We start from the raw sequence: 17027 nt of genomic DNA on the forward strand, positions 1-17027 counted from the left end.
GGCGATCTCAAAACCCCCGGTGGCGCTGCCGCTTACCGGGGCTACAGCGCTGTGCGATTTGGTAGCCCGGAGAAGGCGCAACGCGCCGCGTCCGGGAAAAACCCTTAAAAAAATTGCCAACCGATAACAGTATCTACGGTCCTTCAACCGCGATCCCCGGTAGCGGCGAAGCGCAGCGCAAGCCGGGGGAAGGCTGCTATTTTTTCGGCCGGTATTTTTCCTGCAGCTCCGGCACCGGCCGCCTGTCGTCAATCAGGTGACGAATGGTCAGAATCGGATGCCGCCAGAGCATCCGCGGCCCGGCCCAGCGCATGATCTGCTTCATCTCTTCCCGCTTCGCCGGTTGATAGCAGTGTACCGGACACTGTTTACAGGCCGGCTTCTCTTCGCCAAATACGCACTTATCCAGGCGCTTATCGGCGTAGGTATTGAGCGCCTGGTAATGTTCATCCTCGTCACGGGCGTCCGGGCAGCGGCGTTGATACAGCCGAATCATACAGCTGATAGTCTTTTTTTCACGTTCGATGCGCTTACCCATGCCACAGCCTCAAGTTAATAAGATGCATTCATTATACACCTTTGTATCTATCAGGGCATCTCACTGCTTCAGATGCTGAATTAGCTGCAGCGCGGCTCCGGATAACACGCCAAAATGGCTCCAGGCATAGAAATCTCTGACAAACACGCTGCCTTCCGCTTCCAGCGGGCGCAACAATCCAAGCTTCTCTTCCAGTCGATAGACGGGGGCGGGCATTGACGTTAAAAGATCGCTCTCAGCGATAAAGGATTTTATCGCCGCGGATGAAGCGCACTCGATAATCGGAACCGGACAGGGCAGCTGATGCGAGCGAAAAATATCTTCGAGGATAAGCATCGGCGTGCTTAACGGCGGCGGCATGATCCACGGATAGTCGAGCATCGCCGCAAGCGACAGGCGCTTGTCTTTTTGCAGCGGATGGTCTGGCCTTGAAATGATACAAATACGGTCCTGCCAGTTAATTTTACCGCGAACCACGATTTTATCGTCGTGGGGCAAGGGCCCGCAAAGGGCGATATCTATTTCATGCATCAGCAGCAGTTTAAATAACTCTGAGTCAATGCGGTCGAAGATTTTGATATGTATCCGGGGATGGCTTTTATGAAAGGCGGCTAATTTATCAATAAAGTGGCTGGTTAACAGGCTGGATACGCAGCCGATTCTCAAAATCCCCTTGCCCGCTCCGCGGATCAGCGCCATCTCCTCTCTGGCCTTGTTCTCCGTGTTCAACATTGTCATGGCATAGGGTAAAAACGCGCTGCCATACTCGCTTAACGCCATTCCATGCTTGTGCCGTTCAAATAAGGTGGCATTCAGATCCTCTTCCAGGGACAGCAACAATCGGCTGAGTCCGGATTGCGTAATCCCCATTTTCTCCGCTGCCAGGGTCATATTCCCTTCGCTGGCGACGGTCAGAAAGGCTTGTATCTGTTTAATTTTCATAGCCATGACAATTACTCATTGAACGGATTGTTTTTACATTTCCCCCTCGCTTCTTTTTGCGTCAAAAATGCAGTAATCAAGGAAAATCAATATTGCAACAGCGGCGAATTTCCAGGGGGGAATCATTCTCAATATTTATAGTTCAACACTCTGTCTCTAACAATAATTTATAATGAGAATACATCACTATGACACAGAACAACATTCTATTAATTCTTGGCGCTATATTACCCGTTATCATTACCGTTCTCATTGGCTATATCAGCGGTAAACGTAAAGACTTCAATTGGCAACAGGCTGGTGATATTAATAAAATTGTAATGCTGTATGCTTTACCACTGAGTATTTTCAGTAATATGGTCATGACGCCGCGGCATATCGTGATGAGCATGGGCCCTGTCGCCATCGCCATTATCCTTGCGCTAATTCTGAGTTTTGTTATTCCTTTAGTTATTGCCCGTTATATCTGCAAACGCTCCCTGGCGCTCAGTACTTTACAGGCTCTGGCCATCGGCTCGCCGGCCGTTCCCTTCATTGGCACCTCGGTACTGGCTTTTTTATTCGGTACCGTCAGCGCCTCATTAATTACTGTTTCCAGTATTACGCAAAATGTCTTCCAGCTTCCGCTGGTGATGATTCTGATGTCCGTTGCAACGGGGGATAAAAGCCAGAATATCTCTTTTACCACGCGGGTGATCAACGCCATCAAGCAGCCGGTGGTATGGTCGCCGGTTGTCGCGCTGATATTAGTATTAATGGATATTCATATTCCTGAAACCGTATCAATGTCGCTAGGGCTGCTGGGTAAGGCCTCCGGCGGACTGGCGCTGTTTGCCGCAGGCATCGTGCTTTATACTCGCAGCATTGTCATCACCTCAGCCACCATTATTACCGTCATCGCTCGTAATATTCTGGTGCCCGGCGCCTGCTACCTCATTTTGTTAAAAATGGGTTTCAGCATGGAGCAAATAAAACAAGTGGTATTAACGATGGCGATTCCTGTGGGTTCGATCGCCATTATTATCGCCATGCAATATAAGTCCGGCGAGCAAGAAATGGCCTCGACCATGGCGCTAAGTATTATTACTTCCATCATTACGATGGGCGCATTTATTTTCCTGACCTTTTAATCACGGCGATAACATCGCGTTAATCCGGAGAGAATATGACTTCTATCACTGTATCGGCCGCTGAATTATTACTGCACCGGCTTCAGGCCCTCGACGTGGCCTATATTTTTATTAATTCGGGTACCGATTATCCCCCGGTTATTGAAGCGTGGGCCAAAATGCGCGCCACGGGACAACAGGTACCGGAGCTGGTGATATGTCCCCACGAGAACGCCGCCATCGGCATGGCCCACGGCTATTATCTCGGGAGCGGGAAAGTGCAGGCCGTCATGGTTCACACCAACGTAGGCCTGGCCAATGCCGCCTGCGGCGTCATCAATCTGGCCAACAGCAATATTCCGGTGCTGATTTTTGGCGGACGCACGCCGATTAGCGAGCATTCACACTTTGGTTGTCGCAACACGCCGATTGGCTACGGCCAGGAGATGCGCGATCAGGCGGCGCTCATTCGTGAGTCGGTGAAATGGGACTTCGAATTACGCATTGCCGATCAGGTCGGCGAGCATGTTGACAGAGCATGGGCGATAGCCCGTTCATTGCCAAAGGGGCCGGTGTATTTGAGCCTGCCCCGCGAGCCGCTATGCGAAACGTTCACCATCGATGAACAAGCGCTTTATGCCTCCCCCACCCAGCAGCCGGTCCGCTATGCGCCAACGCGGGCGGATATTGCCAGCGCCGCCGATGCGATAGCCAATGCCAGACAGCCGGTCATCTTCGCCCAGCGCGGCGCAAGAACGTCTGGTGGCTTTGCGCGGCTCAATACCCTGGTTAAGGAGTGGGCTATTCCGGTGGTGGAATATTGGGGTACTGAAGTCACCCTTAGCAGCGACAATCCTATGCTGGCCGGCAGCGATCCCAAAGGCTGGCTTTCCGCCGCCGACGTCATCATCATTATCGACTCACAGGCCCCGTGGATCATCGAAGAAAGCCGCTGCAACGAAAGCTGTAAGGTGATCCAGATCGGCCCCGATCCGCTTTTTTCCCGCTACCCCGTCCGCGGCTATCGCGCCGATATCAATCTGGCCGGAGAAACCGACGAGGTATTCGAACTTTTACAAGAGGCGCTCCAGCCGCTTGTGGCGGCGAAGCAACAGCAGGTGGCTGAACGTGAAAAGCATGTGCTTAGCCTGATACAACACGCGAAGGACCAACGTGAAGCCCTCCTCCACGCCGGCCAAAAAGGAGCGATTGGCAAACCCTGGCTGAGCTATTGCCTGGGTCAGCTTGCCAACCAACATCAGGGGAAGATCGTCTCCGAACTGACAACAATGCCGCAGTTTGCCGGCCTGATTCAGGCGGACAGTTATTACCAGGAAGCGCTGGCGGGCGGTCTGGGTGAAGCGTTGCCCATCGCCTTAGGGCTGCAGCTCGCCCGGCGGGGTGAGCTTATCATCGCCGCCGTGGGCGACGGCTCCTATCTCTTTGCCAATCCGGCGGTGTGCCACCACATCGCGGAAGTGATGAAGCTTCCCGTACTGGTGGTGGTTGGCAACAATGGCGGCTGGGGAGCGGTAGCGGGCGGCACCAAAGCGCTCTATCCCGACGGCTATGCCGCCAAAATGGAAGCTATTCCGGCCACCGCGTTCTCGTCGTCGCCAGATTTCGCCGCCCTCGCCGCCTCCAGCCGCGCGGCTGCGCTGACAGTTTCGTTGGCGGAAGATCTCCCCGGCGTACTGGAAGAGGCGGTATCCATTATCCGCACCCGCCGACAAAGCGTGCTGGTCAACGTTGAGCTAGGACGTTAATCACAGCCAGCCGTTTTAGACCTGCTTCCTGGCATTATCCACGTGCCCCAGCGCTTTTTCCGGGAAGCAGACGTCCCTCACCCGCCGTTTCAGCTCGGCAGCGTCCGGGAAACCGCCGTCCCGTTTGCGCTCCCAGATAAGCGCCTCATCGACGCTCACCGTAAAAATGCCGCCGGTACCGGGCACCAGCGTGACCGAAGCGATATCGGTACTAAAGGTATGCAGCAGCTCCTGGGCCATCCAGCTGGCGCGCAGCATCCAGTTGCATTGGGAACAGTAGGTTATGGTAACCGCCGCTTTATGAGTCATGTTGTGTTGCTCCCGTCCGAAGGAATGTAAACAAAATGCAGAATATACCCGTCAGACTGCAAGTTGCATGTGCGTTGGCTTCCTCGCTCACCCCAGTCACTTATTTGAGTAAGCTCCAGGGGATTCTCTGCGTCGCCGCCTGCCTGCAACTCGAATTATTTAGGGTATAGGTAAATATTTTGTTGCAAACGATAATACCTATCATTACCATTCGCAATTACTAAATCAGGAATACCACTGTCCGCCAGGGAAAACACGGACCAACCTGCACTCTGGAAGTAACGCGTGAGCCGATACTAATAATTATCAAGGCGTGGCTACAAATGTACAAATCGACTCAATCAGCAGCATGGCGTAAGAAAAGCCTGCTGGCGACTTCTCTGCTCGCAGCAATCGCGCAGAATGCCGCTATCGCGGCCGTGACCCAGGATAACACGACGGATAGCGCGGAACAGATGGTGGTGACCGCCCCGGCCCCACAGCTGAAAGCCGGCAACGAGCACTCGGTGAGCGCGCAGGAACTGCAGGACAAAGGCGCCAACGACTTCGGCTCAATCATGCGTTATGAACCCCTCATCAGCGCCACCGGCGCCAGCGGCGGTTCCGGCAACGGTAAAAGCGGTTTCGATCGCGGCGGCTATACCGGCTACAACATCCGCGGCCTCGAAAGCAACCGCGTCGGCATCGATGTTGACGGCATTGCCCAGCCAAACGCCACCGGCCGCGGCTACGTTGGCCGTTCCGGCCTCAACACCTTTGGCATTGGCCGCGATTATATCGACCCCTATATGTACGGCAGCGTGGATATTCAGTCGGGCGCCACCTCAACCGAGACCGCTAACAGCTCAATCGGCGGCAACGTCTCCTTCCGCCCGAAATCAGCGGATGACTATCTGCGCCCGGGCAAAACCAGCGCCTTTGGCTACCAGAGCGGCTACGACTCTTCCGACCGCAGCTGGCATAACGGCGTCACCGTCGCCGGCGGCGATGAAACGCTGCGCGGCATTTTCGTCTACAGCCGCCGCGATGGCCAGGAAACCGAGAACAACAGCGGCAGCGTCGACGCTTACCCGGCAAACTGGCACTCTGACGCGTTTATGGCCTCCGGCATCTGGCAGCCGAACGATGAACATAAGTTCACCAGCACCTTCGACTACTATCACAAGACCAACCACAGCCACTTCGACTCATGGGACTCCAGCGGTAACAGCGTGATCGGCGCCGCCAACCAAACCAACCAGACGCGGCGCTGGGGGTTGAGCCTGAAAGACGACTGGACGCCGATGAACGATTACATCGACAGCGTCTCGACCAAGGTGTATTACCAGCATACCGAGGCTCACGACTGGACCTGGATGCCGGATAGCGTCACCCGCCAAATGCAGACGGTCAATTCCGACTACGATACCGATACCTGGGGCCTGCAGACCGCGCTCGCGAAAAGCATCGGCCGCCACGACCTGAGCGCCGGTTTTAACGCCAGCACGACCAAAACCCAGCGGCCATTCAGCCAGTCGCCGATCCCCAGCGTCTACAGCGAAATTATGCAGCCGGAAGCGGACAGCCGTAGCTACACCCTCGGCGGTTACGTGCAGGATCAGATCAACTTCGATCTCGATAGCCACAACTTCGCGATTATTCCCGGCGTACGCGTGACGCATCAGTCCACTAAACCGGAAGATCTGTCCGATCTTAGCGCCAACAGCAGCGTGCTCACCGAATCGTCGGTGGCGAATCTGTATGGTAAAAACAGCGACACCCAGGTGCTGCCGTCACTGACGTTCCAGTACGACATTACGCCGCGGCTGATGACCTATCTGCAGTACCAGCGCGGCGCGCAGTTCCCGAATGCCAGCCAGCTGTATGGTTCGTGGAACCTGGGCTCCAGCTATGCCGGCAGCCAGCAGTACGCGTTAATTGGCAACAACGATCTGAAAACCGAGACCAGCGACAATATCGAATGGGGTATCAAGGGCGAAGTCACCGAAGGCATCACCGTGCGTACCGCGCTGTTCTACAACAGCTATAAGAACTTTATCGCCTATACGCGTTATTCGCGCGCCAACAATCCGGGCAAATTCACTAACGTCCCGTCGAATATTTACACCATTTATCAAGCGGAAAACCGCGATAAGGCCTATATCTACGGCGGCGAGATCAGCACTAAATTTAACTTCGGCACCTGGTTTGAGCAGGTGGATGGCCTGAGCGCCACCCTCGCCTGGGGCTATAGCGAAGGGAAATCGAAATCCAGCTACTACGGCGATAAATACGTCGACCTCGACAGCGTCGCGCCGATGAAAGCGATCGTCGGCGTGGCGTGGGACGATCCGGCTAAGCGCTACGGTACGGCGCTGACCGCCACCTTTGTTAAGGGCAAACAGGCCACTGCCACCAGCCGCGAGAGCTACAATAACACCGGCTCCGCCATCGCCGATTCCAGCACCGAATATATGCGCGTGCCGGGCTACGGCATGCTGGACTGGACCGCTTACTGGCAGGTGGCGAAGAACGTTCGTCTCAACGGCGGGGTTTACAACATTACCGACCGTAAATACTGGGACTACCTGAGCAGCCGCAACATCGAGACCAGTACCAATCAGGATGCCAACGATAAAGCGCTGGCGGTGATGCCCGGAAGGACCTGGCAACTGGGCGTGAATATCGATTTCTGATCGCCCGAATAATAACAAACCTGCCCCCCGGCCCGCGGGCCGGGGAAATTCATCGTAGAGAAGGATGTTAATTATGCAAAACGCACACGACGATCTGTGGCAGCGCTACCAGGCCACCAAAGCCCGCTCCACCGCCAAATATGCCCGCGACATCGCCGCAGAGATGGGAATTAGCGAAGCCGAATTAACCGCCGCGCGCGTTGGTCACGATACCGTGCGTCTGCACGACGACGTACGGGCGATTATCGCCGCCCTGGAGAGCGTCGGCGAAACCAAATGCATCTGCCGCAACGAATACGCGGTACACGAGCAGGTCGGCGAATTTACCCATCAACACCTGAGCGGTCACGCCGGGCTGGTGCTCAACCCGCGGGCGCTCGACCTGCGCCTGTTCCTCAGCCAGTGGTCGAGCGTGTTCCACCTCAACGATAACGGCCGCCAGAGCATCCAGTTCTTTGACCCGCACGGCGATGCGCTGCTAAAGGTTTACGCCACCGGGCAAACCGATATGGCGGCATGGCAAACGCTGGTAGCCAAATTCAGCGAGACGGCGCCCGGCGCGCTGACGATTCGCCCGGCCGACCGCGTAAAGTACGCCGACTCCGCCGACGCCGCGGCGCTGGAAAACGAGTGGCGCGCGATGACCGATGTGCACCAGTTCTTCGGTTTGCTGCGTAAACACAATCTTTCCCGTCAGCAGGCCTTCCGCCTGGTGAGCGACGATCTGGCCTGCCGCATCGACAATAACGCCCTGCCGGGACTGCTGGAAACGGTGCGCCAGGACGGCAATGAAATCATGATCTTCGTCGGCAACCGCGGCTGCGTGCAGATCTTCACCGGCGCGCTGGAAAAGCTGGCGCCGATGCGCGGCTGGATCAACATCTTCAACAGCGCCTTTACCCTGCATCTGCGCGAAGACAGCGTGGATGAAATCTGGGTCACCCGTAAACCGACCTCCGATGGTCACGTCACCAGCGTCGAACTGTTTGCCAAAGACGGTACGCAAATCGCCCAGCTGTACGGCCAGCGCAGCGAAGGCCACCCGGAGCAAGAACAGTGGCGCGCGCAGGTGGCGCGTCTGTGCGCGGAAGGGCAGCCGGCATGAAACGTTGGGGAATACTGCTTGCCGCACTGCCGCTGTTCGCCAGCGCGGCCGCCGAACGGGTGATTTCCCTCGGCGGCGACGTTACCGAAATTGTCTACGCGCTGAACGCCGGGCAGCAGCTGGTGGCGAAGGACAGCACCAGCACCTGGCCTGCCGCCGCGCAAAAGCTACCGGACGTCGGCTATCTACGGCAATTAAGCGCCGAGGGGATCCTCTCCTTACGCCCGCAGCTGGTACTGGCCAGCGCGCAGGCGCAGCCGTCGCTGGTGCTGCAGAAAGTGCAGGAAAACCAGGTTAAGGTCGTCAACGTGCCGGGCGGCGATAACCTTGCCGCTATCGATAACAAAATCGCCGTTATCGCCGAAGCGTTAGGTAAAACTCCGGCAGGCGACGTGCTGCGCCAGCAGGTCCGGCAGCAGATAGCCGCCCTTCCCACGCGCCCTATCGCCAAACGGGTACTGTTTATCCTCAGCCACGGCGGGATGAACACCATGGTGGCCGGGCAGCACACCGCCGCCGATGGCGCGATTCGCGCCGCCGGGCTGCAAAATGCGATGCAGGGTTTCGACCATTATCGCGCGATGTCGCAGGAAGGGGTGGCCGCAAGCCAGGCGGATCTGGTGGTGATTTCCGCCGATGGCCTCAAAGGGATGGGCGGCGAAAGCGGGCTATGGAAATTGCCCGGTCTGGCGCAAACGCCGGCAGGCCGCCATAAACAGCTACTGGCGATCGACGATATGGCCCTGCTCGGCTTCGGCCCGCGTACGCCGCAGGCGATCCTCGAACTGCGGCAAAAAGCGGAGCTATCGCCCTGATGCGCCCTGCCCTCGTTCGCCATTTGCTGTTGATGACGCTGCTGCTGGTCGCCTTGACGCTTTACGCCACCACCCTCGGCGCAATGCGATTGCCATTGATCAACCTGCTGCCCTCCGGCGATGAAATCCTGCGCCATATCTGGCTGACGATCCGTCTGCCGCGGGTGCTGCTGGCGCTGCTGGTCGGCGCCGCACTGGCGCTGTCCGGCTGCGTGATGCAGGGGCTGTTTCGCAACCCACTCGCCGACCCGGGGCTGCTGGGCATCAGCAGCGGTGCGGCGCTGGCGGTGGCCTGCTGGCTGGTGTTGCCGCTCAGCGTGCCGGCGTTGTTAGCTCTGTATATGCCGATGCTGGCGGCGTTTATCGGCAGCCTGGCGGTGATGGTGGTGATTTTTATCCTCAGCCGCGCAGGCGACGGTTCGCTGTCGCGGCTGCTGCTGGTGGGGATCGCCATCAACGCCTTATGCGGGGCGCTGGTCGGCGTGCTGGCGTGGCTAAGCAACGATGCTCAGCTACGCCAGCTGTCGCTGTGGGGGATGGGTAGCCTGGGCCAGGCCGAATGGCCGACGCTGTTGGTGGCGGCCAGCTTGATTATTCCGGCGTCAATAGCGGTGTGGCGGATGGCAACACGACTTAATCTGCTGCAACTCGGCGATGAAGAGGCGCACTATCTCGGCGTTAACGTGCGGGCGCTGCAGCGGCTGCTGTTGCTATGCAGCGCGGTACTGGTCGCCGCGGCGGTAGCGATAAGCGGCGTCATCGGCTTTATCGGCCTGGTGGTGCCGCATCTGATGCGAATGTGGCTGGGGGCGGACCACCGGGGTCTCATCCCCGGCTCGCTGCTGGCGGGCGCGATTCTGCTGCTGATTGCCGATACCCTGGCACGCACCGTCGCCGCGCCGGCGGAGATGCCAGTGGGGCTGCTAACCAGCCTGTTGGGCGCGCCGTGGTTCCTGTGGCTGATATTTCGTCGGGAGAAACCAATCCATGGATAAAGACTATCGGGCGCAAGGTCTGTCGCTGCGGCTCGGCCAACGACAGGTGATTGACCAGGTTTCGCTGACGCTGCGCGGCGGCGAGATGACCGCGCTGATCGGCCCGAACGGCGCGGGCAAATCCACCCTGCTGCGGCTGCTAACCGGCTTCCTTACCCCGGACAGCGGCGAGCGCATAATGGACGGCAAAACGCTGGAGCGCTGGTCGCCGCAGGCGCTCTCGCGCCGCCGGGCGGTGATGTTGCAGCGCACTCCACTCCAGGCCGACTGGACGGTGGAAACGGTTATCGCCATGGGGCGCTCGCCGTGGGAAGCGACCGCCAGTCCGCAGACTCTGCGCGATATTATGGCGGAAACCGGCTGCGATCATTTGCGCGGCAGGCGCTATCCGTCGCTTTCCGGCGGCGAGCAGCAGCGGGTACAGCTGGCCCGCTGCCTCGCCCAACTGTGGCAAAACGGCGCGCCGCAGGGCTGGCTGTTTCTGGATGAACCCACCTCGGCGCTGGATCTCTATTACCAGCAACATCTGTTACGCCTGCTCAAGCGTCTGACAGCTTCCGGCCAGCTGCATGTCTGCGTGGTGCTGCACGATCTCAACCTCGCAGCCCTGTGGGCCGACCAGATTCTGCTTCTACACCAGGGACAGGTGGTCGCGCAGGGCACGCCGCATCAGGTTATCCAGCAGGAAATCATTAGCCGCTGGTACGGCGCGGACGTGCGCCTCGGCCAGCACCCGGAAAAAGCGATTCCGCAGGTTTATCTGGCGCCCTGAACGTCACGCGCGGCCAGCTTAGCGAGGGCCGCGCGTCTGAGAAGTGGAATCAGGATCGCTGCGTCCACTTCGTCACTTTCCCTCAAATGCCTATCTCCGTTATCATGTCTTCCTCATGCGATAACGACGACAATAACAAAATCGCACTCCATTAAAAATCAGGGACCTGGATAACACCCTATAAGCACAATCGACAATTTAGACGCCCATACCCCCATGATGCAGCAGTACCATTTTTCAGTGATTAAATTGTTGAAACTGAGGAACAAAAAAACCACACATTGGTTATTTACTCACCTTCACTCAATAGATAAACTATTTACAGGGATTTATAAAAACATAAGGAAATAAGGACATGGCTATTCCCGGTAATATGTGGCTCTATGACGATGGCGGAGCACTAATCAAAGGTGGCTGTGATGTTGCAGACAGGGAGTTCAGTATAGAGTTTAAAGGGTTTCACCATAATCTCTCCATTCCCACTGATAATTCCACTGGCAAACCTACTGGCACTCGTCAGCATTCTCCAATGATCATCGTTAAAGAATTCGACTATTCCAGCCCATACCTATACAAAGCAGTTGCTACTGGTCAAAACCTGAAATCTGCCGAAATTAAATGGTACAAAATCAACGATTCTGGTCAGGAAGTGGAATACTTCAATATGCTACTTGAAGGAGTTCGAATCGTATCAATCTCCCCTACGATGGCTTCCCCAGAGGACAAGAACAACAACCATCTTGAATCTGTGGAGCTAAGATACGAGAAAATCACCTGGAAACATTGTGATGGAAACATAATTTTCACAGATGCCTGGAATGAACGACAAACAGCCTAACAGGTGATTGAATGGATACGACAGAAGAACTAAACGGAACCTACTTCTACCACGGACAATCGAACCTGTCAGCAGGTGAACTATTTGATGTGATTTTCCTTGAGCAATTTTGTGATGAACTTGGAATTGGCATTGAATCAGGTGCTGCTATCCTCGCTGGGCAACCGTGGTTAAAAACCAGAACGAAACCGGGAGAAGCAATCAAAGGGACAAGTGTTATTTCCAGGTATGGGAGAATGCTTTTACGAAATGCACGAACTCCTTTTGGTATTAGAGTTCCAACACCAGTTGGTGTAAGAATGCGAAAAACAAATAATCTTGCCGCAGTCATAGCACGATATGTTCCGTGGTTAGGCTGGGTTGGTCTTGTGAATTCAATTTACCAAGTATCAAGGAAAACTCAGGCCAAATACAACCTCATAGCACGCCCTAAAGATCGTATACAATGGACATCCTTTTGATGGATACAATTCAACAAGAGGTATTAGCACTTTTCCGTGAAGAGATCCCCGGATATTTAGACAGCAATTGGAAAGAAATCCCTTTAGAACTTGATTCTGATTTATTTGAAGCTCCCGGTGATGACCTGCATGAAGCTTTGAATAAATTTGAAAAAAAATTTAATATAGATTTATCAGAAATTAAATGGTCGTATTATTTCCCTTGGGAAAATACTCCACTGCTAACACGGTGGTTTAAATTAAAACGGGAAGATGTAGAACGAAATCGCAAACCTTTAACAATCAGAATGTTTTCGGAATCAGCGAAAGCTGGAAAGTGGCTTTATGACTGATATAAATATAACATATTAATCAGAGGTGGATATGTAAGCATCCCAGCTTCAGTTCCATGCACTTTTTGAGTGTTCCGGTTTTTCAGCCATCAGCCGGTACTCTTCCCGCATCAGGTTATCCAGCAGGAAATCATTAGCCGCTGGTACGGCGCGGATGTGCGCCTCGGCCAGCACCCGGAAAAAGCGATTCCACAGGTTTATCTGGCGCCCTGAACGTCACGCGCGGCCAGCTTAGCGAGGGCCGCGCGTTCGAGAAGTGGAATCAGGATCGCTGCGTCCACTTCGTCACTTTCCCTCAAATGCCTATCTCCGTTATCATGTCTTCCTCATGCGATAACGACGACAATAATAAAATCGCACTCCATTAAAAATCAGGGACCTGGATAACACCCTATGAGCACAATCGACAATTTAGACGCCCATACCCCAATGATGCAGCAGTACCATTTTTTATTAGTTAAGTTGTTGAAATATAAACACAAGTTTATACAAACATTGATTCTGGTTTACTAATGGGATACATTTCTAATATTTAATAGTATGTTGATAATGAGAGTAGTGAAACCTTAACAACCAAAACAGATTAATTAAGCATTTATCAATCTAAATTTACAATAACTAAAGGATATAGTGATGAAATTAGAAGAGTTGAATACAGGGATATCACATCATGGACAAGATGATGCTGGATTTATTTTTCATAATTTCTTGGTGGCATTTGATAGCACATTTAATCAATCAAACAATATTAAAATAAAAAAATTTTTTGAAAAAAATAGTCACATTACAAAATGGATGATCTTCAGTGATTATGTATTATATGATAAAAATAAACCCAACGATGTAGTGACTTTCTCAATATGTCCCTATACTGAGGATTTTTTTGAATTGGGGAAAAGAATTGATTCCCTATCTTTTAAAGATACAAAAAAGCTTAAAAGAATAAACAAAGAATTTATTAATTTTATAAAGAAAAGTGAAATACTTAACTTATCCATTTTACTATCAAAAGATAGAAAACTCGACCCACTGAATGAGCGAGAAATGCTCAAAACACGATATAAAATGGCCATAAAACAAATAAATATATGGATAGAGAATCAAGGCGAGAAAAAATATTTCAAACAACTAATAAAAAATTTACAACTTGTGTTGACTGAATTAGATAAGCCCGGTGCTAATTTAAAGGCTATAAGAGATATTGAGATAATATCATCGCTCACTGCATATATTGCATTTCAAATATCACAAGAAATTAAAATCGATACTATCGGTTGGTTTTCTGATAGAGATGCAATGTTAAGCTATAAAATAGCGAAGTTTTCCAAACCAATTATATATGATTTGGCATACAATACTTATCATATCCTTATGTATAACATCGATGAAGAATATAAGGAAAAATTTGTATTTGGGCTACCAGAAGCAGAAGGTAAGGTATGGTATGACTCTTACAACCGAGTCCCAGACTTAATTGCCGCGACCTTAGCTGACTATAATTATGAAAAAAACATATGTAGTCACGATAAATATATACCTGTGATTGAAGAGATTTTAGCGGATAGCGAAAATAGTATTATTTATAAAATATCATTTGACGATCCTGAAAACCCCTTTTCCGCTGGTGTAATTTCTCTGGGATTAAAAACAGATCAGGACTAATAAGGTTGGAATGAATGTCAAGTAAATTAAAATATGATCGAGCTTATTATTATGATGGCTCGATTGAAAAAGAAATATTAGCAAGTTCTCTTAGTGATGAACAAACCTATTTCTTTGCCAAAAGCAAAATACTTTTTGATAAAAGTGGATACACACTTCTACGCCCAAGATTTTATAAAGACAAGACATGTCATTTTTACACACCGAACAGTTCTGATGAAAGAGAGATAAGCTCCTTTGAAACTGATAAATCACATAATGAACATATTGATTATCTTTCGAATTTACTAAAGAAACAAGAAACATTCACCATAGGAACTTCAATTTTCAAAGATAGAAAAATAGTAGGTTTTTCTCCTATTGCAATTTTAAATGAATACGAATGGGGAATAGAAACACATAGAATCTGCAATAATAAATTAACTCTACGGCATGATCTATTTGGGCAAAGGAGAAGTTTGGCAATGTCAATTCATCATCCGTGGGTCGCTATAGAGGTGATAAACAAACACTTCCCAGAAGAGAAAGCATTTACAGCGATGATAGAATTAAGTAAACAAATTCCGTTTTTAGTTATGTTTGATTTACTTACAGAAAAGACAAAAAACTATTTTTTAAAAATAGACATACAAAAAAAACAAATAACCCCTCTCTTTTATATTTTTGAAGGTCATGTGTGGTATGGTGATTTCATTCAAGAAAACATAACCACTTCTGCAATTCTTGAAAAAAGAATGAAAGAATGTGAAGAAAAAATTAAAAAGCTAAGAACGAATAAAAATCCTTAATCCATTCAACCATGGATTGTATCCATGTAATTGCAAGGATATTACTTCTTTCTTATCTACAAGACTGGAAGCTTCGGATTTAGTGATATCACCAAAAAAAGCTAAAGCATGTGCAATATCCGAAGCTTCATTTTCCAACCCCCACGTTTTGTTTCTGTGGTTAGCTCTAATTTTGTGATCAATTTCATTTTGAATTAAGTTTTTTTCTTTATTTATTTCTTCCATCTTCAATTTATAAAATCCTGACAGCCTCATCAGTTCTCTCCTATTGTCAAAAATTCGAGTAATCATTTAAATTGTTATACATATTGAAAACTAATTGTCAATAAAACCAAAAATATCTATAAGATATGCAAGGTATGACTGAACGAAGCGGAGCTTCGTTCAGTCTCCTTGTTTTTCGCCGTTCCGTTGAAAAAAGAAAATCAAAGTCGAATCCCAAAGATTGACTTACTCTGTATTTATAATATAACTGTATTATAAGTGTTGCAAAGGAATTGCTCACTATAAGCGAATACAAACATACATATATGAAAAGGAGTTTCTATGAGTAATACAATAACCTTATCCTATACAAATAATTTCCAGCCTATTTGTGTTCATAAAACAGAAAAGTCACCGAATGAATCATTACGAATACATTGTGTCAGTGTTCGATTTAATAAAGAAGAATTGGATATTCTCAATAAAAACAGAGGTGGCAAAAGCAAAGGCGAATGGCTTCGTTTAACATCCCTTGATAAACTTCCTGTCATTGTTCCTGAAATAAATATTGAAGCCTGGAAATCACTTTCTGACATATCCCAAAAGCTAAATAAACTAATAAATCATCTGGACACAAAAAGTAGCAATAGTGAATTAACTAAAACAGAGATCTTCGCTGTAAAGAAACAGATCAAAGAACTTCGTTTGTGCCTGACAGCTTCTGTTTGTCAGTCGGATAAGTAGGTATTCCTATGAAGGGAATGCAACGGATAAAAAGACACAAGAACTTTATCAATGTCGTAAAGTATGTGTTGAAGCCAGGTTCTCATCATAGAAGTGATCCTGTGGTTATTGGTGGGAACATGACAGGTGATTGTGCAAAGGAACTGATAGCAGAGTTTGATACTGCAAGTAAGCTCAGAACTGACATTGCAAAACCAGCCTGGCATAACTCGCTTCGTTTACCCCACGGCGATAAGCTTACCAATGAGAAGTGGAAATCGTTAGCTGACGACTACATGTACCGTATGGGATTCAGTGACACTCACCTTCGTTGTTATGTATTACACGACGATCCTGTTGGTCAACACATTCACATCATTGCTAATAGAGTCGATTCCGTGTCTGGTAAAGTTCATCTTGGTCGGCATGAGAGTTTAGTCAGTGGCCGAATAATTCAGGAAATTGAAATTGCTCATGACCTTACTCAAACACCAGCAGTAAGAGTACAACCGAAACAAACAAAACGTAAGCTTTCACGTAATGAAGAGATGCTTTCTCAACGGACAGGCTTGCCCTGCCCTAAGAAATCCCTGCAACAGGTCATTGATAAATGTTTGACTGATAAACCCAATCTAGAAACTTTTATCAAAAGAATCAGAGAAGCTCAGGTTTCCTGGACGGCGAACGTCTCAAAAACAGGAAAGATGAATGGATTCTCGTTCGAATATCAAAACATCGCATTTAAAGCCTCCCAGCTTGGAAAGATGTATTCATGGGCGAATCTTCAAAAGCTCCTCAACTACGAACCTGAACGCGACAACCCACTTCTACTAAATGCCAAGCCAGTTGTTCCTGTTCCTGTTCCTGTTCCTGTTCCTGTTCCTGTTCCTGTTCCTGCTCCTGCTCCTGCTCCTGCTCCTGCTCCTGCTCCTGCTCCTGCTCCTGCTCCTGCTCCTGCTCCTGCTCCTGCTCCTGCTCCTGCTCCTGCTCCTG

At 50.6% G+C, this 17027-nt stretch carries 18 protein-coding genes and 1 pseudogene; 15 read left to right on the plus strand and 4 right to left on the minus strand.

Annotation, left to right across the window (positions count from 1 at the left end):
* Positions 1-196 precede the first annotated feature (196 nt).
* Together PGR23_RS24240 and PGR23_RS24245 are read right to left on the minus strand one after the other, a co-directional pair.
* On the minus strand, positions 197-538 hold the full coding sequence (locus PGR23_RS24240; RefSeq protein WP_320482822.1) for a nitrous oxide-stimulated promoter family protein: 342 nt from the start codon (positions 536-538) through the stop codon (positions 197-199).
* A gap of 60 nt (positions 539-598) precedes the next feature.
* Positions 599-1486: a LysR family transcriptional regulator gene (locus PGR23_RS24245; protein ID WP_045395366.1), complete on the minus strand. Its 888-nt coding sequence runs from the start codon at positions 1484-1486 to the stop codon at positions 599-601.
* A 182-nt stretch (positions 1487-1668) separates the two neighbouring features.
* Here PGR23_RS24245 and PGR23_RS24250 point away from each other — a divergent pair, with 182 nt between their 5' ends.
* Together PGR23_RS24250 and PGR23_RS24255 are read left to right on the plus strand one after the other, a co-directional pair.
* Positions 1669-2610 carry an AEC family transporter gene (locus tag PGR23_RS24250; protein ID WP_045395364.1) on the plus strand — a complete coding sequence of 314 codons (942 nt, stop codon included), beginning with the start codon at positions 1669-1671 and terminating at the stop codon, positions 2608-2610.
* Between the two features lie 35 nt (positions 2611-2645).
* Positions 2646-4355: a thiamine pyrophosphate-requiring protein gene (locus tag PGR23_RS24255; protein WP_396279462.1), complete on the plus strand. Its 1710-nt coding sequence runs from the start codon at positions 2646-2648 to the stop codon at positions 4353-4355.
* A gap of 15 nt (positions 4356-4370) precedes the next feature.
* Here PGR23_RS24255 and PGR23_RS24260 read toward each other — a convergent pair whose 3' ends face one another.
* On the minus strand, positions 4371-4664 hold the full coding sequence (locus PGR23_RS24260) for a SelT/SelW/SelH family protein (RefSeq protein ID WP_213797113.1): 294 nt from the start codon (positions 4662-4664) through the stop codon (positions 4371-4373).
* 323 nt (positions 4665-4987) lie between these two features.
* Here PGR23_RS24260 and PGR23_RS24265 point away from each other — a divergent pair, with 323 nt between their 5' ends.
* The 11 genes and pseudogenes from PGR23_RS24265 (at position 4988) to PGR23_RS24315 (ending at position 15107) form a co-directional block, all read left to right on the plus strand.
* Positions 4988-7339, plus strand: coding sequence for a TonB-dependent receptor domain-containing protein (locus tag PGR23_RS24265; protein ID WP_396279461.1), 2352 nt, complete (start codon positions 4988-4990; stop codon positions 7337-7339).
* A gap of 73 nt (positions 7340-7412) precedes the next feature.
* Positions 7413-8444 carry a hemin-degrading factor gene (locus PGR23_RS24270; protein ID WP_430915666.1) on the plus strand — a complete coding sequence of 344 codons (1032 nt, stop codon included), beginning with the start codon at positions 7413-7415 and terminating at the stop codon, positions 8442-8444.
* On the plus strand, positions 8441-9259 hold the full coding sequence (locus PGR23_RS24275) for a hemin ABC transporter substrate-binding protein (protein ID WP_396279459.1): 819 nt from the start codon (positions 8441-8443) through the stop codon (positions 9257-9259). Before PGR23_RS24270 ends, PGR23_RS24275 begins: the two co-directional genes overlap by 4 nt.
* Positions 9259-10254, plus strand: a complete 996-nt coding sequence (locus PGR23_RS24280; protein WP_047078991.1) for a FecCD family ABC transporter permease — start codon at positions 9259-9261, stop codon at positions 10252-10254. The genes PGR23_RS24275 and PGR23_RS24280 overlap by 1 nt, the downstream gene beginning before the upstream one ends.
* Positions 10247-11026 carry a heme ABC transporter ATP-binding protein gene (locus PGR23_RS24285; protein WP_047078990.1) on the plus strand — a complete coding sequence of 260 codons (780 nt, stop codon included), beginning with the start codon at positions 10247-10249 and terminating at the stop codon, positions 11024-11026. The genes PGR23_RS24280 and PGR23_RS24285 overlap by 8 nt, the downstream gene beginning before the upstream one ends.
* A gap of 355 nt (positions 11027-11381) precedes the next feature.
* Entirely contained in the window at positions 11382-11864 is a 483-nt protein-coding gene (locus tag PGR23_RS24290; protein ID WP_047044296.1) for an Hcp family type VI secretion system effector, read from the plus strand.
* An 11-nt stretch (positions 11865-11875) separates the two neighbouring features.
* Positions 11876-12325: an STM2901 family protein gene (locus PGR23_RS24295; protein WP_072056492.1), complete on the plus strand. Its 450-nt coding sequence runs from the start codon at positions 11876-11878 to the stop codon at positions 12323-12325.
* Positions 12310-12657, plus strand: a complete 348-nt coding sequence (locus PGR23_RS24300) for a DUF1493 family protein (protein ID WP_088389772.1) — start codon at positions 12310-12312, stop codon at positions 12655-12657. Before PGR23_RS24295 ends, PGR23_RS24300 begins: the two co-directional genes overlap by 16 nt.
* Positions 12658-12762: 105 nt before the next feature.
* Positions 12763-12870 (plus strand): annotated as a pseudogene (gene hmuV, locus PGR23_RS24305) (heme ABC transporter ATP-binding protein); the annotation flags it as partial.
* A 420-nt stretch (positions 12871-13290) separates the two neighbouring features.
* A complete protein-coding gene (locus tag PGR23_RS24310) occupies positions 13291-14319 on the plus strand; it encodes a hypothetical protein (protein ID WP_430915667.1) in 1029 nt (342 codons plus the stop codon).
* 14 nt (positions 14320-14333) lie between these two features.
* The gene (locus PGR23_RS24315) at positions 14334-15107 is read left to right on the plus strand and encodes a hypothetical protein (RefSeq protein WP_038807048.1); all 774 of its coding nucleotides are present in this window, start codon (positions 14334-14336) and stop codon (positions 15105-15107) included.
* On the opposite strand, the gene PGR23_RS24320 is transcribed toward PGR23_RS24315, so the two are convergent.
* The gene (locus PGR23_RS24320; protein WP_226938067.1) at positions 15084-15332 is read right to left on the minus strand and encodes a hypothetical protein; all 249 of its coding nucleotides are present in this window, start codon (positions 15330-15332) and stop codon (positions 15084-15086) included. The genes PGR23_RS24315 and PGR23_RS24320 overlap by 24 nt on opposite strands.
* Positions 15333-15653: 321 nt before the next feature.
* Between PGR23_RS24320 and PGR23_RS24325 the strand changes: the two genes are divergently transcribed.
* Positions 15654-16055, plus strand: a complete 402-nt coding sequence (locus PGR23_RS24325; RefSeq protein WP_047040557.1) for a hypothetical protein — start codon at positions 15654-15656, stop codon at positions 16053-16055.
* A gap of 8 nt (positions 16056-16063) precedes the next feature.
* Positions 16064-17027 (plus strand): relaxase/mobilization nuclease domain-containing protein (locus PGR23_RS24330; protein ID WP_430915668.1); only part of this gene is annotated, 964 nt, incomplete at its 3' end.

The organism is Klebsiella sp. 141162 (genome assembly GCF_050600755.1).
In the GTDB taxonomy this organism is placed as follows: domain Bacteria; phylum Pseudomonadota; class Gammaproteobacteria; order Enterobacterales; family Enterobacteriaceae; genus Klebsiella; species Klebsiella aerogenes.